Annotated in this window: 21 protein-coding genes; 20 read left to right on the top strand and 1 reads right to left on the bottom strand. The window is 36.1% G+C overall.

Annotated features, from left to right (window positions below; translation table 11 throughout):
- Window positions 1-190: 190 nt before the first annotated feature.
- The 16 genes from yfmF to DLJ74_RS10295 all read left to right on the top strand — a co-directional run bounded on the left by yfmF (window position 191) and on the right by DLJ74_RS10295 (window position 16,258).
- The gene (gene yfmF / locus DLJ74_RS10370) at window positions 191-1,465 is read left to right on the top strand and encodes an EF-P 5-aminopentanol modification-associated protein YfmF (RefSeq protein WP_109984397.1); all 1,275 of its coding nucleotides are present in this window, start codon (window positions 191-193) and stop codon (window positions 1,463-1,465) included.
- Window positions 1,455-2,738, top strand: a complete 1,284-nt coding sequence (yfmH, locus tag DLJ74_RS10365) for an EF-P 5-aminopentanol modification-associated protein YfmH (protein ID WP_054859693.1) — start codon at window positions 1,455-1,457, stop codon at window positions 2,736-2,738. Before yfmF ends, yfmH begins: the two co-directional genes overlap by 11 nt.
- Before the next feature lie 11 nt (window positions 2,739-2,749).
- Window positions 2,750-3,469, top strand: a complete 720-nt coding sequence (gene ymfI, locus DLJ74_RS10360; protein WP_109984396.1) for an elongation factor P 5-aminopentanone reductase — start codon at window positions 2,750-2,752, stop codon at window positions 3,467-3,469.
- Between the two features lie 87 nt (window positions 3,470-3,556).
- Window positions 3,557-3,814: a DUF3243 domain-containing protein gene (locus DLJ74_RS10355; protein WP_054859467.1), complete on the top strand. Its 258-nt coding sequence runs from the start codon at window positions 3,557-3,559 to the stop codon at window positions 3,812-3,814.
- Window positions 3,815-4,129: 315 nt separating this feature from the next.
- Complete coding sequence (locus DLJ74_RS10350; RefSeq protein WP_109984395.1) at window positions 4,130-5,050, top strand: helix-turn-helix domain-containing protein; 921 nt, start codon at window positions 4,130-4,132, stop codon at window positions 5,048-5,050.
- An 84-nt stretch (window positions 5,051-5,134) separates the two neighbouring features.
- Window positions 5,135-5,713 (top strand): CDP-diacylglycerol--glycerol-3-phosphate 3-phosphatidyltransferase, encoded by a 579-nt coding sequence (gene pgsA / locus DLJ74_RS10345; RefSeq protein WP_054788856.1) that lies wholly within the window; start codon window positions 5,135-5,137, stop codon window positions 5,711-5,713.
- The gene (locus tag DLJ74_RS10340; RefSeq protein WP_342767739.1) at window positions 5,710-6,960 is read left to right on the top strand and encodes a competence/damage-inducible protein A; all 1,251 of its coding nucleotides are present in this window, start codon (window positions 5,710-5,712) and stop codon (window positions 6,958-6,960) included. The genes pgsA and DLJ74_RS10340 overlap by 4 nt, the downstream gene beginning before the upstream one ends.
- 203 nt (window positions 6,961-7,163) lie before the next feature.
- Window positions 7,164-8,207, top strand: a complete 1,044-nt coding sequence (recA, locus tag DLJ74_RS10335) for a recombinase RecA (RefSeq protein ID WP_109984394.1) — start codon at window positions 7,164-7,166, stop codon at window positions 8,205-8,207.
- Window positions 8,208-8,553: 346 nt separating this feature from the next.
- A complete protein-coding gene (gene rny, locus DLJ74_RS10330; protein WP_109984393.1) occupies window positions 8,554-10,113 on the top strand; it encodes a ribonuclease Y in 1,560 nt (519 codons plus the stop codon).
- Between the two features lie 179 nt (window positions 10,114-10,292).
- Window positions 10,293-11,111, top strand: coding sequence for an alpha/beta fold hydrolase (locus DLJ74_RS10325; RefSeq protein ID WP_109984392.1), 819 nt, complete (start codon window positions 10,293-10,295; stop codon window positions 11,109-11,111).
- Window positions 11,112-11,210: 99 nt separating this feature from the next.
- Complete coding sequence (locus tag DLJ74_RS10320; protein ID WP_109984391.1) at window positions 11,211-12,008, top strand: TIGR00282 family metallophosphoesterase; 798 nt, start codon at window positions 11,211-11,213, stop codon at window positions 12,006-12,008.
- Window positions 12,009-12,150: 142 nt separating this feature from the next.
- The gene (locus tag DLJ74_RS10315; protein ID WP_003468886.1) at window positions 12,151-12,411 is read left to right on the top strand and encodes a stage V sporulation protein S; all 261 of its coding nucleotides are present in this window, start codon (window positions 12,151-12,153) and stop codon (window positions 12,409-12,411) included.
- A gap of 69 nt (window positions 12,412-12,480) precedes the next feature.
- On the top strand, window positions 12,481-13,395 hold the full coding sequence (locus DLJ74_RS10310; protein WP_109984390.1) for a dipeptidase: 915 nt from the start codon (window positions 12,481-12,483) through the stop codon (window positions 13,393-13,395).
- Window positions 13,396-13,480: 85 nt separating this feature from the next.
- Window positions 13,481-15,058 (top strand): tRNA (N6-isopentenyl adenosine(37)-C2)-methylthiotransferase MiaB, encoded by a 1,578-nt coding sequence (gene miaB, locus DLJ74_RS10305; protein WP_109984389.1) that lies wholly within the window; start codon window positions 13,481-13,483, stop codon window positions 15,056-15,058.
- Window position 15,059: 1 nt separating this feature from the next.
- Window positions 15,060-15,476, top strand: coding sequence for a YlbF/YmcA family competence regulator (locus DLJ74_RS10300; protein ID WP_054859462.1), 417 nt, complete (start codon window positions 15,060-15,062; stop codon window positions 15,474-15,476).
- A gap of 218 nt (window positions 15,477-15,694) precedes the next feature.
- Window positions 15,695-16,258 carry an outer spore coat protein CotE gene (locus tag DLJ74_RS10295; RefSeq protein ID WP_054788851.1) on the top strand — a complete coding sequence of 188 codons (564 nt, stop codon included), beginning with the start codon at window positions 15,695-15,697 and terminating at the stop codon, window positions 16,256-16,258.
- A gap of 214 nt (window positions 16,259-16,472) precedes the next feature.
- Here DLJ74_RS10295 and DLJ74_RS10290 read toward each other — a convergent pair whose 3' ends face one another.
- Window positions 16,473-16,946, bottom strand: a complete 474-nt coding sequence (locus DLJ74_RS10290; protein ID WP_109984388.1) for a DinB family protein — start codon at window positions 16,944-16,946, stop codon at window positions 16,473-16,475.
- A gap of 148 nt (window positions 16,947-17,094) precedes the next feature.
- Here DLJ74_RS10290 and mutS point away from each other — a divergent pair, with 148 nt between their 5' ends.
- From mutS to hfq, 4 genes are all read left to right on the top strand, one after another.
- Window positions 17,095-19,680, top strand: a complete 2,586-nt coding sequence (mutS, locus tag DLJ74_RS10285) for a DNA mismatch repair protein MutS (protein ID WP_109984387.1) — start codon at window positions 17,095-17,097, stop codon at window positions 19,678-19,680.
- A 7-nt stretch (window positions 19,681-19,687) separates the two neighbouring features.
- Entirely contained in the window at window positions 19,688-21,529 is a 1,842-nt protein-coding gene (mutL, locus tag DLJ74_RS10280) for a DNA mismatch repair endonuclease MutL (RefSeq protein WP_109984612.1), read from the top strand.
- 72 nt (window positions 21,530-21,601) lie between these two features.
- Complete coding sequence (miaA, locus tag DLJ74_RS10275) at window positions 21,602-22,534, top strand: tRNA (adenosine(37)-N6)-dimethylallyltransferase MiaA (RefSeq protein WP_109984386.1); 933 nt, start codon at window positions 21,602-21,604, stop codon at window positions 22,532-22,534.
- 38 nt (window positions 22,535-22,572) lie between these two features.
- Window positions 22,573-22,797, top strand: a complete 225-nt coding sequence (gene hfq / locus DLJ74_RS10270; RefSeq protein WP_054788850.1) for an RNA chaperone Hfq — start codon at window positions 22,573-22,575, stop codon at window positions 22,795-22,797.
- The last annotated feature ends 47 nt before the right edge of the window (window positions 22,798-22,844 follow it).

Here is a 22,844-nt window from a genome sequence, read left to right as displayed (position 1 = left end):
TTGTATACATAGATAAAATAAAGGGAGACTTCCACAGCAGGACTCCATTGTTGTAAAAAAACCTAATTGTATATGGATGCTACTATTCTTTCGAGTCTTATGAACTGGTAGCATTGTGATAATTAAAGCTTTCAATCTCCTTAGATACTATTTCAAAAGGAGGAAATCTAAAATAAAGGAGTAAGAAGAGATGGAAAAAAGGATAAAGAAACAAGGGTATGATTTACATTTATTACCGACAAAAAAATTTAAAACCATCAATCTGTCATTTAAATTTGTCACGAATCTAACCAGAGATAAAGTGACGAAGCGTGCATTATTACCTTATTTACTTCAACAAGGTACGAAAAATTACCCGACAGCGATTCAATTGCGACAGAAGCTAGATGAGTTATATGGTGCCGTTTTACATATTGATAGCAGTAAAAAAGGGGAACATAATATTTTAACTGTTCGGCTTGAATTAGCTAATCAACGCTATATTAAAAATCAAGAGAATCTACTTGAGGAAGCACTCACTCTTCTCGAAGAAATTGTTTATCAGCCAAAGGTAGTTGATGAAGCTTTTGATCCGAAATTAGTGGAACGTGAAAAGCAAACATTAAAAAATAAAATGATCGCACTAACGGAAGATAAAATGAGTTTTGCGAATACAAGATTAATCGAGGAAATGTGCGAACAGGAACCCTATCAACTACGTGTTCATGGTTATGAAGAAGATTTAGATGGGATAACACCAAGGATTTTGTACGATTATTATCAACAAATGCTTCAGGAAGACCGTTTAGATGTCTTTGTTGTAGGTGATATGGATGGTCTTGATGTGGAACCAATTCTTGAGAAATTTCTTAAAAGAAAACAGCAAGTAGAAATGAAGAAGACATCCATTAATGTGGTGAATAAAGAAGAAGCTACTTTAATTGAATATGATCAAATTCAACAAGCTAAATTACATTTAGGCTACCGTACCAATATAACCTATGATGACAACGATTATGCTACACTTCATGTGTTTAATGGATTGTTTGGGGGCTTTCCCAATTCAAAGTTATTTCTGAATGTAAGAGAAAAGCATAGTTTGGCTTATTATGCTGCTTCAAGAATCGAAAGCCACAAAGGCTTATTATTTGTCTTTAGCGGAATTGCCCCAGATCAATACGAAAAAGCTCGTGAGATCATTCTCGAACAAATGGAACAGATGCGAAAGGGGGATTTTTCAGATGATCAGATAGCTGAGACGAAGGAAATGACTATTAACCAACTGAGAGAAACCCTAGATAATCCTCAAGGAATGATTGAGCTAACATATCAAAGGGTGTTGGCTCAATCAAACAAAACAATTACTGAACTTATTGAGCAAGTTCAGAGCGTAACCCGTGATCAAATTGTCAAAGTCGCTAATCAGGTTCAATTAGACAAGATCTATTTGCTAACAAGTGAGGGGGCAAAGCCAGATGAAAAATAAATATTATGATCAAATAGATGAGACGATTTATACAGAAGTTTTAGAGAACGGCTTAAAGGTATGTATCCTACCAAAAACAGAAATGGCTAAAACGTTCGCTATATTTACTACCAATTATGGCTCCATTGATCAATCATTTGTACCGATTGATCAAAAGGATTTAATTACGGTACCAGATGGTATTGCTCATTTTTTGGAACACAAGCTTTTTGAGAAAGAAGATCGTGATGTTTTTCAGGATTTTTCCAAGCTAGGTGCATCTGCTAATGCGTTTACTTCCTTTACAAAGACTGCCTATTTATTCTCAGCAACCTCCCGTGTCAAGGAAAACCTTGGCATACTTGTTGATTTTGTTCAGGATCCATACTTTTCAGAGCAATCTGTTGAAAAAGAAAAAGGGATTATTGCACAAGAAATAAAGATGTATGATGACCAACCAGATTGGCGAGCGTTCTTCGGTACCATTAAAAGCATGTATAAAGAACACCCGGTCCAAATAGATATAGCGGGAACGGTAGACTCGATTGAAAAGATTACAAAAGAGGATCTTTATACTTGCTACCATACGTTTTACCATCCGAATAATATGATATTGTTCATCGCTGGAAATGTTGAGCCAGAAGAAATAATGCAGCAGATTAAAGACAATCAAACGCAAAAATCCTTTAAAGAACCTGAGCCAATCACTCGTAAGTTTCCTGATGAGCAAGAGGAAGTGGCAGAACAGGAATTAAGAATTACAATGCCTGTTCAGGTTCCAAAAGCATTAGTCGGTTTGAAAGAAAAAGAAATCCCAACAGATCCAAAAATCTTTATGGAAAAAGAATGGTTAATGGATATTATCATGGATTATTTATTTTCTAAAAGTGGTATAGTCTATGAAAAGTTGTATGAAGAAGGATTAATTGATCAGTCATTTAGTTATGAATCCCATTTGGAACGGAATTTTGGATTCTCCATTATTGGTGGGAATTCTCATAAACCAGAGCGCTTAGCACAAGTTGTGAAAGAGGAATTACTAAATATAAAAAATCAAAAAATGGATGATATCACCTTCGAAAGAATAAAAAGAAAAAAACATGGGCAATTGCTACGAGCTTTAAACTCACTAGAATTTGTTGCCAATCAATATACACACTATCAGATGCTCGGAATTGACTTTTTTGATAGTATAGAATGGTTAGAGGCTTTAACTTATCAAGATTTAGATAAATTCATACAAAAATGGATCGATGAAAAACGGATTTCGATCTGTTTTGTGGGAGCTAAGTAATAGGAGAGATGATGATTGAAAAAAAATGTGTGGTAATCGGTGCTAGCGGAGATATCGGCAGTGCAATTACTCTTCAGTTAGCAAGTGATGGTTTTCAATTCGTTCTACATTATCACCGTAATCAACAAAAGATGGATGAGCTAATCGAAAAGTTAGAGGATTCTCAGCTGCTCGATGTTATTCAAGCCGATTTATCTCAAAGTGACGGCTTGGCATATTTCTTATCTCGATTACCTGATGACATTGATCATCTTGTGATAGCTAGCGGTAGGGCACATATCGGTTTATTACAAGAAGTTCATGATGATGAGTTGGATGAGATGATCCATTTACATGTTAAGGCTCCTTTAGCTATTTCAAAACATTTACTGCCATTTATGCTTCATAAGAAGTATGGCCAAATTGTGCTAATTACTTCAATATGGGGAGAAGTTGGAGCGAGCTGTGAAGTAGTCTATTCTACCGTGAAAGGTAGTCAAAACTCCTTTATCCAAGCACTTGCGAAAGAAGTTGGCCCAAGTGGGATTCGTGTAAATGGTGTAAGTCCTGGTTTTATTGACACGAAAATGAATCAGGAGATTAAGCTGAGCGATCAACAGGCAATATTTGAAGAGATCCCATTACAGAGACCTGGTCAACCAGAAGAGGTTGCAAAGGTAGTCGAATTTATCCTTAGTAATAAGGCAAGCTATATCACTGGTGAAATTATTCGCATAAATGGTGGCTGGTAGACATGTATCGGAAAAATCTTTTTTGTATGCATATTTTTTTCAAAATATCGAAATATATAGGTGTATGCTAAAAAAGGAGGAATGGACATGTCTGTGATGGATAATTTTGATTCATGGAAAGATTTCTTAGGTGATCGATTACATGATGCTCAAAGCAAAGGTATAAGTAATCAAGCCATCAACGATATTGCGTATGATATAGGTAATTACTTATCAACAGAAGTTCAAGCCAAAAACGACCAAGAACGAATTTTGCGTGATTTATGGAATGCTGCTGATGAAAAAGAACAACACGCAATTGCTAATATCATGGTAAAACTCGTTCAAAACGAAGGGTCACATTAAAAAAAAATCAAGACTTTAAGCCTTATAAAACGAGAATGTTTTATAAGGCTTTTTCATTATTTGGTTTTAGAAAAACCTAAGTTCATTGTTCGATACATTTAAACAAAAAAGAACAATCATCCACAAAATGTATCTTTTGAAATATTCTATATGATTTCTCTTTTCAACTGACAAAAATTAAGATATGATATGATTAAGTTATTTTTTTCTTGAATAGGAAACTCATTAGATAGAAAATTATTCGTGCAAATTTGCTATATATACATAAAATCGATGTGATTTTAACTAGATAAATGATTGATGGATGGTGTTAAAATGGGAATTGGAGAACGACTAAAACAAGAGCGGGAAATGAAAAATTTGTCATTAAATGACATTCAAAAGCAAACGAAAATTCAAACACGTTACTTAAGTGCAATCGAGCAGGAACGATTTAATGTGATGCCTGGTTCTTTTTATGTGCGGGCATTTATCAAGGAGTATGCTACGACTTTAGGCTTAGATGCAGAACAATTAATGGAAGAATATCATCATGATTTACCATTTGATCAAGAGGAGAAGGTCGTTTTATCACGGGTGAATAGTAGTAAAAAGAACAGTTCGTCAACTAAAGCACCAGTTATTTTCTCTTTTTTGCCAACCGTAATTGTTGTAGTTCTTTTGATCGGTATTGCTTTTGTTGTATGGTTATTTAGCCAAGGATATTTTGATGGAGATGATAAAGGGGCGAATATGGAACAAACGGAATCTGATAATGGAGCAGGCAATCAAGTTCAATTACCACCAAAGAATCCTACAGAAGGGGAAGAGAAGGTGGAAGATACGGAAAAGAGTGAGGAAGAAGTAGACGAGGAAGAGCAGTCTACAGATCAAGAGCCTTCAACGGACATTACTTTAGATAGTTTTGCAAATAATGAATCCAATTACACGCTAGTTACAACAGAAGAAGAGCTGGAATTAGTAATCTCAACAGAAGGACAAAACTGGTTAGAAGTGGAAAACCAGGATGGAGAAAGCTTTTATTATTCCACATTAACCACCGAAAACAGCCCAGAAAGTATTGATATTACTGATTTCTCACAAGTGTATTTAAGGTTTGGTGAACCTAACTCTATCCAAATCGAAATTAATGGAGAGCCTGTGGAGTTATCCGAAGAATTAGGTAATACTACACAAGTTCAAAAAATGTGGATTGATATTCAAAAGGAATCAGTTTCATCAAATAATGAAAATTAATACAAACAGGTATGATTTATACCCTCTTTGCAGCTTAAGGAGGGTATTTTTACACATGAAAAGAAGGAAAGTGAGGAACGATAGATGAATGTCCCAAATAAAATAACCATTTCACGAATCATGCTTATCCCAATCTTTATTCTATTATTATCCTACCCCTTTGAATGGGGAAGTTGGACGATAAATGATACAGAGCTTTCCGTTGTACAATTTGTCGCATTAGTTATCTTTGCAGTGGCTGCGGCTACTGATTGGCTTGATGGATATTACGCGAGAAAGTATCAATTAGTAACAAATTTAGGGAAATTTCTAGATCCTTTGGCAGACAAATTGTTAGTATCAGCTGCTTTTATTTTACTGATTGATTTAGGCTCCGCACCTGCATGGGTAGTGATTATTATCATCAGTCGTGAATTTGCCGTTACAGGATTGCGATTAGTCGCTGCTGGTGAAGGAATAGTACTTGCTGCTGGTAAACTAGGAAAGCTTAAAACAGTACTACAAATGGTAGCGATTATTGTTTTATTGTTAAATAATATTCCATTTAATGCACTAGCCTTTTCAGTTGGAGATATTTTGTTATATGCAGCACTTGTCATTACCGTTATTTCAGGGATCGAATACTTCGTGAAAAATTGGCATGTGATGGAGGAATCTAAGTGATTAAGGAACCAAAAGCTGAAATCATTTCTGTTGGTACAGAGCTATTACTTGGTCAGATTGTGAACTCCAATGCTGCATGGATGTCTGAAAAACTGGCGAGTAGAGGTGTATCTGTTTTTTACCATAGTGTAGTTGGAGACAACCTTGATCGATTAGCAGCAGTGTTTCAAACGGCTGCTAATCGATCGGACATTGTATTCATTACAGGAGGTCTAGGACCAACTGAGGATGATCTGACGAGAGAAGCTTTTCAAAAAATGACTGGCTTAAAAATTGTCGAGGATAAAAAAACGATGGATCAAATTCATCAGTTTTTCTCAAATAGTCAAAAGTCTATGTCTCCAAATAACCGAAAGCAAGCACGTGTGTTCGAAGGTTCAACCGTTTTTAATAATTCTGTAGGTATCGCACCTGGGATCGTTCAAGAATATCAGGATACTTATTGGATCTTTATGCCAGGTGTTCCACGAGAAATGAAAGCTATTATGAGCGAACATATTCTCCCATACATAGAACAGCTTTATCCGACTAAATCCATTATATATTCTCGTATGCTTCGATTTATCGGAATCGGTGAATCACAGCTAGAGCACGAGTTGCAATTATTAATTTCGAATCAAACCAATCCAACGATTGCACCATTAGCAACAGAAGGAGAAGTTGGATTAAGATTATCGGCAAAAGCCGAGTCAAAAGAGTTAGCGGAAAAATTGATAGACGAATTAGAGCAAAAGATAGCTAGTATTGTTGGAGATTTTCTATATGGTCATGATGAAGTGACGTTGGATCAGAAAATATTCGGTTTGCTAAAAGGGAAAGGACTAACCCTGGCAAGTGCGGAAAGCTTGACTGGTGGTGCTTTTTCTGCCGCAATAGTAAAGCGGGAAGGCTCTTCTTCTGTTTTTCAAGGTAGTGCAACCGTTTATCAACCAGTTATAAAGGAAAAGGTACTTGGCATTTCACAGGATCTGATCGAGGACCATGGTACGGTTAGTGAAGCATGTGCAGAAGCCATGGCTCAACAAGTAAAAAAACATTATTTATCAGATATAGGAATAAGCTTTACCGGTGTTGCTGGACCAGATTCAATTGAAGGAAAAAAAGTAGGTACTGTTTATATAAGCATTTGTGATCCAAACGATCAGTGTCATACATACTTATTCCATTTTAATGGTGATCGAGAGACCATTCAGCGTCGAGTAGTAAAAAAAGGATTGGAATTATTATTTCGATTATTAAAGGAATAAAGTCTCTTATCATAAATTTTTTTCATATAAAAAGCATTTTTTCCAACCTTGTTGTTAGAAAAAATGCTCTTTTATTGAAGAAGAAACAAGATTTATTAGCAAAATAAAGGGTAGAAAAAAAGGGAACATTTATTCGTCTTTTTGCTTGTAATCGAAAGTAAAACAGTGTAAGATAGTACTAGTAGATTAAAGGAGGAATTACGTTGAGCGATAGAAAACAAGCTTTAGATATGGCTTTGAAACAAATAGAGAAACAATTTGGTAAAGGGTCGATTATGAAATTAGGGGAACGAGCTGAACAAAGAGTAGCAACTGTTTCTAGTGGTTCGATTGCATTAGATGTGGCTTTAGGCGTAGGTGGTTATCCTAGAGGTAGAGTAGTAGAAATTTACGGTCCTGAATCGTCAGGTAAAACGACTGTTTCCCTTCATGCTATTGCAGAGGCACAAAGAAATGGTGGACAGGCAGCATTTATCGATGCTGAGCATGCTTTAGATCCTGTCTATGCGAAAAAATTAGGAGTTAATGTAGATGAGTTATTACTATCTCAGCCAGATACCGGAGAACAAGCATTGGAGATTGCGGAGGCATTAGTGCGCAGTGGTGCAATCGATATGCTCGTCATTGACTCTGTTGCGGCATTAGTTCCAAAAGCAGAAATTGAAGGTGAAATGGGAGATTCTCACGTTGGTCTTCAAGCTCGTTTAATGTCCCAGGCTCTAAGAAAATTGTCTGGAGCTATTAATAAATCTAAAACAACGGCTATTTTTATTAACCAAATCCGTGAAAAAGTAGGAGTTATGTTTGGTAACCCTGAAACAACCCCAGGTGGTAGAGCACTTAAATTCTACTCTTCTGTTCGACTAGAGGTTCGAAGAGCAGAAACGCTTAAAGTAGGAAATGATATGGTAGGGAATAAAACTAGAATTAAAGTAGTGAAAAATAAAGTAGCCCCTCCATTTAAACAAGCTGAAGTTGATATTATGTACGGTGAAGGAATATCAAAAGAGGGTGAAATTCTCGATATAGGCTCTGATTTAGATATTGTATTGAAAAGTGGTGCATGGTACTCCTATAATGAAGAACGACTTGGACAGGGTAGGGAAAACGCAAAGCAATTCCTAAAGGAAAATCCTGATATTGCCAACGAAATTCAGTTAGCAATTAGAACACATTATAATTTAGATGAAGAAGTACCAGTGAGTGATATGTCAGAAGAACAACAAGAACTGCTAGAAAAAGAATAATACGAGCCTACCATCATTGAGAGTTTTCATGTTAGCTTACGTTCATAAAAAGTGATAGAGTTGAGGAAAAGCTTCATTTTATTAGGGAAATTAATAAAATGACTTGTCTTCAACTCTTTTTCTAATTCTACTACTTTTAGAAGAAGGTGGATCGAAAAAGACTATTATTCAAATGATGAAAGCGTTCCATTTTTACTCACTAAAATTTTACAATCCTTGACAACTATAATATAGAGGATTAAAATTAGAATGTATAATTATAATTGTTATACAATTTAAATGAGTATTCATTGTACATGCCGACTTAAAAAAGTTGTACAAGTTTATAGCAAGAGGAGGTGAAAGTATGGAACCCTTAAGCATTATCATCTCCATTTTGCTTACATTTGTCGGTATTGTTGTTGGTTATCTGATTCGAAAGACAATTGCTGAGAAGAAGATTTCGAGTGCAGAGCAATTAGCTAAACAAATTGTCGAAGAAGGCAATAAAAATGCTGAAGTAGCGAAAAAAGAGGCTTTATTAGAGGCAAAAGATGAGAATCACAAATTTCGCCAGCAAGCAGAACAAGAGCTTCGTGAACGACGCGTGGAAATACAGAAGCTTGAAAGTCGTCTCATGCAAAAGGAAGAGAATCTTAATCGAAAAGATCAAACATTAGATAAGCGTGAGTTATTGTTAGAGAAGAAAGAAGGTTCGCTAACAGAAAAACAACAACAAATTGAAGAAATGGAAAGCAAAGTTGGAGAAATGTTACGCGAGCAACAAACAGAATTGGAACGAATTTCAGGCTATACCACTGATCAAGCGAAACAAATTATTTTACAGCGAGTTGAAGAGGAAGTAACACATGAATCAGCTTTAATTATTAAAGAAGCTGAAAATAAGGCAAAAGAAGAAGCGGATAAAAAAGCGAAAAATATTTTATCGCTCGCACTTCAACGCTGTGCTGCAGATCATGTTGCTGAGACAACTGTTTCCGTTGTGAATCTTCCAAATGATGAGATGAAAGGTCGAATTATAGGTCGTGAAGGTCGAAATATTCGAACACTTGAAACACTAACAGGGATAGATCTTATTATTGATGATACTCCAGAAGCGGTTATTTTATCAGGTTTTGATCCTATACGTCGTGAAATTGCTAGAATTGCATTAGAGAAATTGGTTCAGGATGGACGTATACACCCTGCGAGAATTGAAGAAATGGTAGATAAATCCCGCCGTGAAGTGGATGAATATATCCGTGATTACGGAGAACAAACAACCTTTGAAGTCGGTGTTCATGGACTTCATCCAGACCTTGTGAAAATCCTTGGTCGACTAAAATATCGTACAAGCTATGGACAAAATGTATTAAAACATTCTACTGAAGTAGCTTACTTGTCTGGATTGTTAGCGGCGGAACTAGGTGAAGATCAAACCTTAGCAAAGCGTGCTGGACTATTGCATGACATCGGTAAAGCAATCGACCATGAGGTGGAAGGTAGTCATGTGGAAATTGGAAAGGAATTAGCAAGTAAATATAAAGAAAATGAAGTGGTAATCAATGCCATTGCTTCCCATCATGGTGATGAAGAAGCAACATCTACTATTTCTGTTATTGTTGCAGCCGCTGACGCACTTTCTGCTGCTCGACCAGGAGCGAGAAGTGAGACTCTCGAGAATTATATTAAACGTTTAGAAAAATTAGAAGAAATCTCTGAATCATATGATGGAGTGGAGAAATCATTTGCTATTCAAGCCGGTAGAGAAATTCGCATTATTGTTAAACCAGATGAAATTGATGATTTAGAGGCAACGAAGATTGCAAGAGATATTCGTAAACGAATCGAGGATGAATTAGATTATCCTGGTCATATCAAGGTAACCGTCATCCGTGAGACAAGATCCGTAGAATACGCGAAATAATTATTTGAGCCATGAGCCAAATGAATGAAGCTAACCAAAATATCCGAACATCCATTAAGAATATCAAATTCTAAATGGAGTTCGGATATTTTATTAGATAAAATTTTTTCTCCTTTTACTAGCAAATACATGTGATCAACCAAGGTGAATTTTTCAATTAAATTTTATGGAGTGATGAAATGAGTAACTTTCGTTTAACCAAGTCTTTTCAATCTAGCTATGGAAAAATAAAATACGACGTCAAAGGGGAAGGTAAAGCTTTGGTTCTAGTACACGGTACACCTTGGTCAGCTTATAACTATAGACATTTAATTGATGCTTTGAGTGATTGGTATAAGGTATATTATTATGATCTAATTGGTTACGGGCAATCAGAGAAAATAGAGACTGACGTATCATTAGGGATACAAAATGAAGTATTAAATGAATTATTAAGACATTTGGATGTTTCTAAACCTATCATAATTGGTCATGATTTTGGTGGGGGTACAGCACTAAGAACCCATATTGTAAATCAAATAGATTTTGAAAAGATTGTTTTAATAGATCCTGTGGCTATAGGAGAATGGGGTTCACCATTCTTTCGACATATAGCTAACTACGAAGAAGCCTTTCAAGGGTTACCAGACTATATACATGAGAATTTAGTGACAACTTATGTTAAGAGTGCTTTATATAATCCATTAGATGAAAACATTATCAAAAGTATAGTTAGCTATTGGTGTAATGAAAAGGGGAAAAAGGCATTCTATCGCCAGATTGCTCAATCAGATATGAAATATACGAAAGAAATAGAAGCCCAATATAAAGATATGAATGTCCCTACACTCATATTATGGGGAGAAATAGATGAGTGGATACCAGTTGAAAAAGCCCACCAGCTTAATGAATCTATTCCAAATTCTATACTCCATATTATTCCTGATTCTGGACATTTAGTATTAGAGGAAAAACCAACTCAAATATTTTCTCATATATTAGCTTTTTTAATTAAATAGTTAGGTTCTTTATATTTCTGCCTCTAAAATTAGAAGAATTGGACTTTTTTCTCGTAGTATGTAAAACTGTTGGTATAAACAGAGAAAGGTAGTCAAAACATGAGATTATTATTTATCGGAGATATTGTTGGATCTCCAGGCAGAGAAATGGTGCAAAGCTATTTATCGAAATTAAAGTCAAAATATCAACCACATGTAACGATTGTAAATGGTGAGAATGCAGCAGCAGGTAAAGGAATAACCGAAAAAATTTATAAAAACTTGTTGGAATCTGGCGTTCAAGCGATTACGATGGGAAATCATACATGGGATAAGAAAGACATTTTCCAGTTTATTGATGAAGCAACTTACATGGTCCGCCCTGCTAATCTACCGCCTGGTACGCCAGGAAAGGAAGTAGTTTTTGTAAAATCTAATGGGAAAGAAATTGCAGTAATTAATATACTTGGCCGCACTTTTATGCAGCCAGCAGATGATCCTTTTCGTAAAATAGATGAACTGCTTAAACTTGCGAAAAAAAGAACCAATATCGTATTTGTAGATTTTCATGCAGAAGCGACAAGTGAAAAACAAGCATTTGCCTGGTATTTGGATGGTAAAGTAAGTGCTGTTGTGGGGACACATACACATGTACAAACAGCAGATAATCGTGTGTTGCCTAATGGAACAGCCTATATCAGTGATGTCGGTATGACTGGACCGTATGATGGGATATTGGGAATGGATAGAGAGGCCGTTATAAAAAAATTTTTAACTGGTTTACCTGTTCGATTTGAAGTTCCCAAATCCGGTCCGACACAATTAAGTGCAGTGGTTATTGATATAGATCCAGTGACTGGAAAATCCAAGCAGATTGATAGAGTACAAATCAATGATGATCATCCATTCTTCTCTTAAACAAGCCTTGACAGTACTGAGAAAACCTGACAAAAGATTTGAATTTTCTTATCTTATCCTTCATAATAAAAAGGAATATCTTTCATGTAGCTGAATATAGTAAAAGTGGGATAACAATAGGAATTGAAGGAGGTACTAGGGAATGGACATATTAAAAGTTTCAGCAAAATCAAATCCGAATTCTGTAGCAGGCGCACTTGCAAATGTCTTACGTGAACGTGGTTCCGCAGAAATTCAAGCAATTGGTGCTGGTGCATTAAATCAAGCAGTGAAAGCAGTTGCTATTGCTCGTGGTTTTGTAGCCCCAAGTGGAGTAGATCTCATTTGTATTCCGGCTTTTACTGATATCATGATTGATAATGAAGAACGTACGGCCATTAAACTTATTGTAGAACCAAGATAAGATCGATATAATGGATTAACCTGTTTGTTTCCGGACAAACAGGTTTTTTAGATAGGAGGAGAAGGGGAAATGATTGATTGTCATTGTGACGCACTTTGGAAAATGTGGTCAAAAGCCTATGAATTTGCAAATGACTCCCGTTTATCTGTAAATAGAGAGAAATGGCTGAACAGTAATGTCCAAGTTCAATGCTTTGCCATTTTTGTACCACCTGAAGTACCAATGGAAGCGAAATTCACGACAGGACTACAGATGATTGACCTCTTTTTCGACAAAATCATTCAACCATATCCCGAGATAAAATTTATTACGAATAAGCAAGATATTCTCTCGCTAAAAAATACGGAACGTGGGGCTATACTTACATTGGAAGGGTTGGATTTAATTGGCAGTGATCTTTATAAGTTAAGGATACTACTACATCTAGGTGTAAAAATGGTCGGACTCTCCTGGAATAATCCAAACCTTGTGACAGATGGAGTGATGGAGCAAAGAGGTGCTGGATTAACAGAGTTTGGGAAGGAAGTAATCCAGTTATTGAATCAATACAACATATGGACAGATTTAGCCCATATATCTTATAGTGGTTTTTTTGAGGCCGTTCAGTTAGCTGATTTTCCAATGGTCTCCCATGCAAACGTGCAAGCTGTTCATCCACATCCACGTAATTTAGATGACAAGCAAATCCAGGTATTGATAGAAAAAGGAGGTTTAATTGGTATTAACTTTGTTCGCGAGTTCCTTACTACTAAGCAATACGCCACGTATGATGATATCTACCAGCATATTGATTATTTACTACATAAAGGCGCAGAAAAGAATATCATTTTTGGATCAGATTTTGATGGTAGTGATGACTTAGCAGATCAATTAAAGAACATTGATCAATATCCAGCCTTTATTTCCTATTTAAAAACTTTATTATCAGATTATACGCTAAATCGAATTACGTCCAACAATTTCGTTGAAAATTTACCATTCTAGGTAATTAGATTTTGTAATTCGTCTCTATATCCCATATAATAGATGAAGTAGTTTTTCTTGATCTTGTGAAAGGAGTTTTTAAAGAATGAACGAGAAACAACGATTAGAAAGTCAACAAATTAAGCAAAGTGATTCAACGGACGTAAAATCCGAACCGAATCGCAATTTAGACCGCTTAAAAAAGCTTTCAAGTGATGAATTAATATCAAAATATTTTCAAACTACCTATGAGCCACCAAACTTAAAGAAAGCCAGAAGTCGACGAAAAAAAGACGTAGATATTCATTATGATTTTGATATTCCTTTAGAGATGCGAGCTGTTGGAAAAGGGAAGAAATTTTTAATTCGTACTTATGGCTGTCAAATGAATGAACATGATACAGAGGTAATGGCAGGTATTTTGACGAATATGGGATATCAATCAACAGATAGTACGGATGATGCAGATATCATTTTATTAAATACTTGCGCAATTCGTGAGAATGCGGAAAATAAAGTGTTTGGAGAAATTGGGCACTTAAAGCCATTAAAAACAGAAAATCCTGATTTAATTATTGGTGTTTGTGGCTGTATGTCTCAAGAGGAATCAGTAGTAAACCGTATTTTGAAAAAGCATCCATTTGTCGATCTTATCTTCGGTACACACAATATTCATCGATTACCGAAACTAATCAATGAGGCAATGTTCGGTAAAGAAATGGTGGTAGAAGTGTGGTCAAAAGAAGGAGATATTATTGAAAATTTACCTAAGGTTCGTAATGGTAAGATTAAAGCATGGGTGAATATTATGTATGGGTGTGATAAGTTCTGTACATATTGCATCGTTCCATATACAAGAGGTAAGGAAAGAAGTCGTCGTCCAGAGGATATTATTCAGGAAGTTCGCCATTTAGCTGCCCAAGGTTATAAAGAAATTACTTTACTTGGACAAAACGTCAATGCTTATGGCAAGGATTTGGACATAGACTATGGTTTAGGGGACTTAATGGATGAAATCCGAAAGATTGATATTCCTAGAGTTCGTTTCACGACATCCCATCCTAGAGACTTTGATGATCATTTAATTGAAGTACTCGCAAAAGGTGGAAACTTATTAGATCATATTCATCTTCCAGTACAATCAGGTAGTTCAGAGGTTTTACGAGTTATGGCACGACGCTATACAAGAGAGGATTACTTAGAGCTTGTCCGCAAGATTCGAGAAGCTATGCCGAATGCTACATTAACAACAGATATTATTGTAGGATTCCCTAACGAAACAGATGAACAATTTGAGCAAACGATGTCATTAGTCGAAGAGGTAGGCTTTGAGAGTGCTTATACCTTTATCTATTCACCGAGAGAAGGTACACCAGCAGCTAAATGGGAAGATAATATTCCAATGGAAGTGAAAAAAGAAAGATTGCAACGTCTGAATGCATTAGTAAATAAACAATCTGCAGAGGCTATGAAACATTATGAAGGTAAAACGGTCAAGGTTCTTGTGGAAGGCGAAAGTAAAAAGGATCCAGACGTTCTTTCAGGATATACAGAACGTAATAAATTAGTTAATTTCAAAGGACCAAAATCTATTATTGGGGAAATCGTCGAAGTGAAAATCACGAATACCAAAACGTGGACATTAGATGGAGAATTAGTTGAGTCAGCAGTTGAGGTGAATTAATATGGCAAAATATACAAAAAAAGAGGTATTAGAAGAAGCGCATGATTTGGCTAGGAAGATGGCCAGTATGGAAGAAATTGAGCGATTCAAGCAGTTAGAAGCAAAACTTAATGAAAGTACTAAAATTCAAAGTACGATTAAAAAAATCAAAGCATTGCAAAAGCAAGCAGTTAACTTTCAAGCATATGGTAAGGAAGAAGCCTTGAAAAAGGTAGAAAAAGAAATCGACCGATTACAAGCAGAAATTGACGAAATTCCTATCGTACAAGAATTTAAGGATACACAGGTTGTTATTAATGATATTTTACAATTAGTAACCAACACCATTGCTCGTGAAATTACCAATGAAGTCATTCGTTCAACTGGTGGGGACGTACTTGCAGGTACTACTGGTTCCAGTAAAAATGAACATTGTTAGTAAAAATGGAGCATCATTATAGAATTTCTATAGTGATGCTTTTATTAGCTTCTAGATATTGCTTTCAATGAAAAAATCCTCTCTTTTATGTACACATTTCTAGGCATTTGCATAGGATGGAGTAGAATCTATGGCCTACACTCCTTAAAAAGATTTAGGCACTATAGGTGAATATCTCGCATATGATGGAAATGAATTAAGAGGGAGGTTAACATTACATGTCTTTTCTTGACCAACAATACCGAGAAATTATTACGAAAGCGGTAATTGGCAAAGGTAGAAAGTTCAAACAAGATACGAATTATATTACACCAACTCATCGACCTTCAAGTATACTTGGCTGTTGGATTATAAATCATCACTATCATGCAAAACTTATCAACGACGAAACAGTTGAAATTAAAGGAAGCTATGATGCTAATGTATGGTATGCTTTCAATGATAATACGAAGACTGAGGTAGTTTCTGAACGAGTTGAATATTGCGATAAAATACCTTTATCCATTCGTGACAAACATCATCTAGGGGATGAATGTGAAGTAATTGCAAAGGTCATTCAGCAGCCTAATTGTTTAGAATGTACGATTGAAACAAAAGGAAATAAGATCAAAGTTGATGTAGAACGTGAGTTTCTTGTGGAAGTGGTTGGAGAAACGAAAGTTTGCGTAAAAGTTGATCCAGAAGGAAAAGTTTACGATGATGAAGAATGGGATTTAGCCATCTCAGATGATGAACTAGACTCGATCGATCCAGATTTTCTTGCAAATGATGAGGAAGAGTAATACTTACAGTGTGGCAATTTCCACACTGTATTTTTTTTTTTGCAAAATCGTCCGTAAGCTCCTACTAATGGAAGACTCATGTATAAGAAACAAGCACTTATACAGAACGTTTAAGTGCTTGGCTTCCTATACAAATTGGCATATGTAACTTGAACCACCAGAAGCTAAGCAATGTCTCAAACCATACGATGGATGTTTGCTACATGGGATTCTCTTAATTACTTTCTTCTTTAGTAGGCCCCAAAACACCTGGAACAGTTAGTCCAGCTTGACGAAGGAGAACGGTCATTTGTCCGCGATGATGTGTTTGATGATCCACTAATTTCTTGAGTAAGGCACCACGTGGAACCATCAAACCAAAGCTTTCTACTTCTTCATTTAGTAACTCATTTGTTAACTGTTGTTCGACGGCTTCCTGTATATCGTTTACTATTTTCTTATAGGCATCTAAAATTGTTTGTACTTTATCTGGTATTTCCTGTTGAGAATTGGCTTTCACATCAAGTCCTACTAACCCTGCAAATAAAGCAGGAGATGTTGCTAAATGCCAGCCTAGCCATCCTAATGTGTTATGCCCCTGTACAATAGCTTGTTCGAGCTTATCATCTGTCATCGCTGCAAGAACCCTACTTGTTCCATCAGCTTCATTTTTCCAATCTACTAAAAAATCTTCTACCTTGCGATACATTCTATCAACTCCTTTTATAACATCTAGTTTAACTATATCAAATCTTCCTTTTTCTTTCATGTAATAGCTTTTGACTTCAACCTTTCTCAACTCTTCTTATTCTGTGTTATAATGTGGAATGAATGATAGCAATGTTGGAGGAAAAATAATGGGTTATACGCCGATGATACAGCAATATTTAAAAATAAAATCTGACTATAAAGATAGTTTTCTATTTTTTCGTTTAGGCGATTTTTATGAAATGTTTTTTGAAGATGCTAAGAAAGCTGCACAAGAACTAGAAATTACGTTAACAAGTAGAGATGGAGGAACAGCAGACAGAATTCCGATGTGTGGGGTACCGTACCACTCTGCCGAAAATTACATAAAAACATTAATAGAAAAAGGTTATAAGGTAGCCATTTGTGAGCAAGTGGAGGATCCAAAAGTGGCAAAAGGTGTAGTAAAACGGGAAGTGGTCCAATTGATCACACCTGGTACGGTGATGGAAGGAAAAATGCTAAATGACCGAGAGAATAATTATTTAGCAGCTATAGAAAAAATAGGTCCATCTACGTTTGCTTTTGCTTATTCTGACATGACAACAGGGGAAACCTTCGTAATGAAAATAACCAGAGGCTGGCAAGCAGTATTAAGTGAATTATTTAATCGCCCGATAAAGGAGGTTATTGTAGAGAAGGAGCTAGAGGAGGATTATCAACGCGAATTAATCGAAAAAATGCAATTGACGCTTTCTACCCCTCGTCACGAGAAATTTCCTGATAATATGCAGATATTAATTGAGGATGTAAGGAATAGAGAGCTACACGATATTTGTATGACACTATACAATTATCTCTTTCAAACTCAAAAACGTTCGTTTGAACATTTGAAGAAGGCACAAGAAATTGAATTAGAAGCATACATGACCTTGGATATGTATTCCAAACGCAATTTGGAAATTACCGCTTCTATGATGAGAAAAGAAAAATTCGGGAGTTTGTTATGGGTCATTGATCGCACAGTAACGGCAATGGGGGCAAGAAAATTAAAAAAATGGCTAGAAAGGCCATTGCTCACAAGCACGTTGATTGAAGCCCGTTTAGATATGGTAGAAGGTATTTATGATCAATTTATGGAACGAGAAGGTTTACGGGAAGCATTAAGATCTATTTATGATTTAGAGCGCCTATCAGGGAGGGTTTCCTTTGGAAATGTTAATGCACGTGATCTCATTCAATTAAAAAAATCATTAAAAAATGTTCCGTTGATACAACAATTACTACATCATTTTGATAATAAAGCACTAAATCAATTAGCAGAAGAGTTAGATTCCTTACCACAACTAACCAACTTATTAGAAGAAAGTATTATCGAGGAGCCACCATTATCGATTACAGATGGCAATATCCTAAAGGACGGATTTCATGCTACACTAGATCAGTATAGAGATGCCTCTCGTAATGGAAAGGACTGGATAGCAGAGCTAGAAAGAAAAGAGAAGCTAGCAACGAATATAAAGTCATTAAAGGTTGGCTTTAATAAAGTATTTGGGTACTATATCGAAGTAACAAAGGCCAATCTTCACCTTATTCCAGAAGGTAGATATGAAAGAAAACAAACTTTAACAAATGCAGAAAGATTTATTACGAATGATTTAAAAGAGAAGGAAAAACTGATACTAGAAGCAGAAGAAAAAAGCGTTGAGCTAGAATATCAACTATTTTTGGAAATTCGCGAGAAGGTAAAACAGTATATCCCTGCCTTACAAAAGCTAGCGGAACGAATTAGTGAAATCGATGTTCTACAATGCTTTGCAACGGTTAGTGAAGAGAATAATTATGTTCGCCCAACCTTCACAAATACTAATAGTGTTAAGCTTGTGGAAAGCCGTCATCCTGTAGTAGAAAAAGTCATGAAAGAAGAGGCATTTGTCCCAAATGATATTCAATTAGATGAAGATAAGTTTATGTTACTAATTACTGGGCCAAATATGTCTGGTAAAAGTACGTATATGAGACAATTAGCGCTCACTATCATCATGGCACAGGTTGGCTGTTTTGTTCCAGCAAAATCAGCACAGCTTACTATATTTGATCAGATCTTCACTAGAATTGGTGCTGCAGATGATCTTGTATCTGGACAAAGTACATTTATGGTGGAGATGCTAGAGGCAAAGCATGCTGTTCAACACGCAACGAACAATAGTCTTATTCTACTGGATGAAATTGGTCGAGGCACGAGCACGTATGATGGAATGGCCATTGCTCAAGCGATTATTGAGCATATTCATGAGTATATCCATGCCAAGACCCTATTTTCTACACACTATCATGAGTTAACTAGTTTAGAAGAAAAGCTCAATGGGTTAAGAAATATTCACGTTCGTGCAGAAGAAATTAACGAGGAAGTCGTATTTCTACATCAAATTCATCAAGGTGCTGCGGATGAGAGCTATGGAATCCATGTCGCTAAGCTTGCTGGTTTACCCGATTCTTTGATCAATCGAGCCAACGTCATTTTAGAGCAATTGGAACATAACGACAGCAGTATGACTCATCGTTCCATAGACTCTGAAGCATCTGATATAGAGCAGATGAGCTTCTTTGTGGAAGAGAAACCAATGAAGCAAAAAGAAAAACAAGCAGAGTCAGAACTTGTCAATAAGTTAAAAAAGTTAAACATTTTAGAAATGACACCAATGGAAGCAATGAATCAATTATATCAATTGCAAAAACAGGTAAAAAAGGGTTGATTCTATGATGAAAATTATGGAACTACCAGATTTTCTAGCCAATAAAATTGCGGCAGGAGAAGTAGTAGAACGCCCAGCTTCTGTCGTAAAGGAACTGGTAGAGAACAGTGTAGATGCCAAAAGTAACTGGATAAAAGTAGATATAGAAGAAGCAGGACTTCAAACCATTAAAGTAACAGATGATGGAGTGGGAATCCCGGCTGATCAATGTAAGAATGCTTTTCTACGACATGCAACAAGTAAGATTACGAATGAAAATGACCTTTTTCATGTGAAGACATTAGGCTTTAGAGGTGAAGCATTAGCAAGTATTGCCGCTGTTAGTAGATTGCGAATTCAGACTTCGACAGGTGAAGAGGCAGGAACCGTGCTGGAGCTGGAAGGTGGAGAGCTACAATCAGAAGGACATAGTGATGCGAGAAGAGGAACAGAGATTACGGTAAAAGACTTGTTTTTTAATACTCCTGCACGGTTAAAATATTTAAAAACCGTCCATACTGAATTAGGGCACATTACTGATATTATTAATCGGATGGCACTTTCCCACCCGGATATTCGTTTTGAACTAACACACAATGGTAAAAGAATTTTTCAAACTTCCGGAAAAGGGGACACATTACAAATTATTGCAGCCATTTATGGTTTTTCAGTAGCGAAAAAAATGATTCCAGTTAGAGCGCGGACAATGGATTATGAAGTGAAAGGGTATATTGCAAAACCAGAGATAACACGAGCGTCGAGGAATTATATTACAACGGTAATTAATGGGAGATATGTTCGTAGTATTGGTTTAGCAAAAGCGATTGCCAATGGATATCATACCTTTCTTCCGATTGGTCGTCAGCCTATCGTTGTATTACAAATCGAAATGGATCCAATCTTAATTGATGTAAATGTCCATCCAACCAAACTAGAGGTGCGTTTTAGTAAAGAAAAAGAGCTATTTGCAGCTGTTGAACAAATGATTAAGGATGCTTTTCATCAAGAAACCTTAATACCAAGTGGTGCACCTAAGTCTGTAGAAAAAGAAAAAACGGTCCAGCCACAGTTTTATTTCGAAGAATCCTCTCAGCCAACAGAGGAACAGCCAACTCTTCAGGAGGATAGTGCATCTAATTTTCAGATTAATGAAGGTCCTTTAGTAGAGCCAAACATCGAGCAACAACATGATGACAATATCGCAACATCTTCCGAGGAGATATTGCTTCATGAAAATTGGCTGGAACAGGACGAAAAACAAGAGATAGAAAACGAATCTATAGAGGAACGAGTACCGACACTCTATCCAATCGGACAGCATCATGGAACCTATATTCTAGCTCAAAATGATGAAGGGTTATATATCATTGATCAGCATGCAGCCCAAGAGCGGATAAAGTATGAGTTTTTCCGTGAAAAAATTGGGGAGGTAGAACGAGAACTGCAGGATTTACTTGTTCCAATCACATTTGAATTTACACAGCAAGAAGCACTGTTTATTGAACAATATTCGGAAGAGTTAAAGAGAATAGGTTTATTCTTTGAATCATTTGGCCACCATTCGTATCTTATCCGTTCTTATCCTAGCTGGTTTCCGAAAGGGGAAGAAGAGGAAATTATTCGTGAGATTATCGATCAATTAATACGAGATCAGAGAGTAAATATTCCTAAGTTAAGAGAAGAAGCAGCGATCCTCATGTCGTGTAAAAGATCGATAAAGGCGAATCATTATTTAAACTTGGAAGATATGCGAAGATTACTAGATGATTTAAGAGCTTGCGAGGAGCCTTTTACTTGTCCTCATGGACGACCGATTATTATTCAATTTACAAAATATGAAATGGAGAAAATGTTTAAACGAGTTATGTAAAAAGATGAAGAAATGATCGTTATCGTGTATACTAGTGATGATAGAAGTGTTCACCCATGAAAGGGAGCAAGTATGAAGCAGAAAATAATCGTAGTAGTAGGACCAACTGCTGTTGGTAAGACAGCTTTAAGTATTAAAGTTGCCAAAGAATTTAATGGAGAAATAATTAGCGGAGATTCCATGCAGGTATACCGTGAAATGGATATTGGTACGGCAAAAGTAACGGAACAGGAAATGGCTGGTATTCCTCACCATCTTATTGACATTTTAGATCCAGCAGACTCTTTTTCAGTTGCTGATTTTCAAAAAAGAGTTAGAGAATCCATTCGAGAAATTGCTGCGCGTAATAAAACCGTGATTATTGCCGGTGGCACGGGTTTATATATCCAATCCGTACTTTATGACTATCAGTTCGCAGAGGAAGAACGTAATGCTATTTATCAGCAAAGAATTGAATCAGAAATCGAAACAAAAGGTATAGAAGCAGTTTATGAGAGATTAAAGCAAATCGATCCTGAACAAGCAGAGAAAATACATCCCAATAATAAGCGAAGATTAATAAGAGCATTAGAAGTATATGATCGGACAGGCAAGACGATGACAGAATACCAACAGGATCAGAATGAGATGCTCTATGATGCTTATATTGTTGGATTAGATATGGACCGAGCTGTATTGTATGATCGAATTAATGCAAGAGTGGATCAGATGGTAGAAGATGGCCTTTTAGAAGAAGTGAAGAAATTGCTTGATAATGGATATGAACACACACAGTCTATGCGTGGGATCGGATATAAGGAATTGATACCATATTATAAAGGCGAGATATCACTAGAAGGTGCCTTGGATCTTTTGAAAAGAAATTCTAGAAGGTTTGCCAAAAGACAATATACTTGGTTCAAAAATAAAATGCCGGTACAATGGTATTCCATACTTCCTGAGACGAAGGAGAAAGTTTTTCGAATTATTTTAAGTGATTTAGAAGGATTCCTAATAAAAAAATAGAATTAGTAAAGTATAGAGAAAAATGAGGAGGATTTGCAATGTCTCAATCAGTCAATATTCAAGACCAATACTTAAATCAATTACGAAAAGAACGCATTCCCGTTACGGTCTTCTTAACAAATGGTTTCCAATTAAGAGGAGTAGTAAAAGCTTTTGATAACTTTACTGTTCTGCTTGAAACAGAAGGTAAGCAGCAGTTAATTTTTAAGCATGCTATTTCTACATTTTCTCCAGCTAAAAATGTAACACTAGATAAGGAATAAAAAAGTGGCGCTATGATGAATAGCGCCATTTGATTTGAGTGATAAAA

The sequence above is a fragment of the Gracilibacillus dipsosauri genome (assembly GCF_003176895.1).
Lineage (GTDB): Bacteria > Bacillota > Bacilli > Bacillales > Amphibacillaceae > Gracilibacillus > Gracilibacillus dipsosauri.
This window is presented reverse-complemented; position numbering and strand designations above follow the sequence as displayed.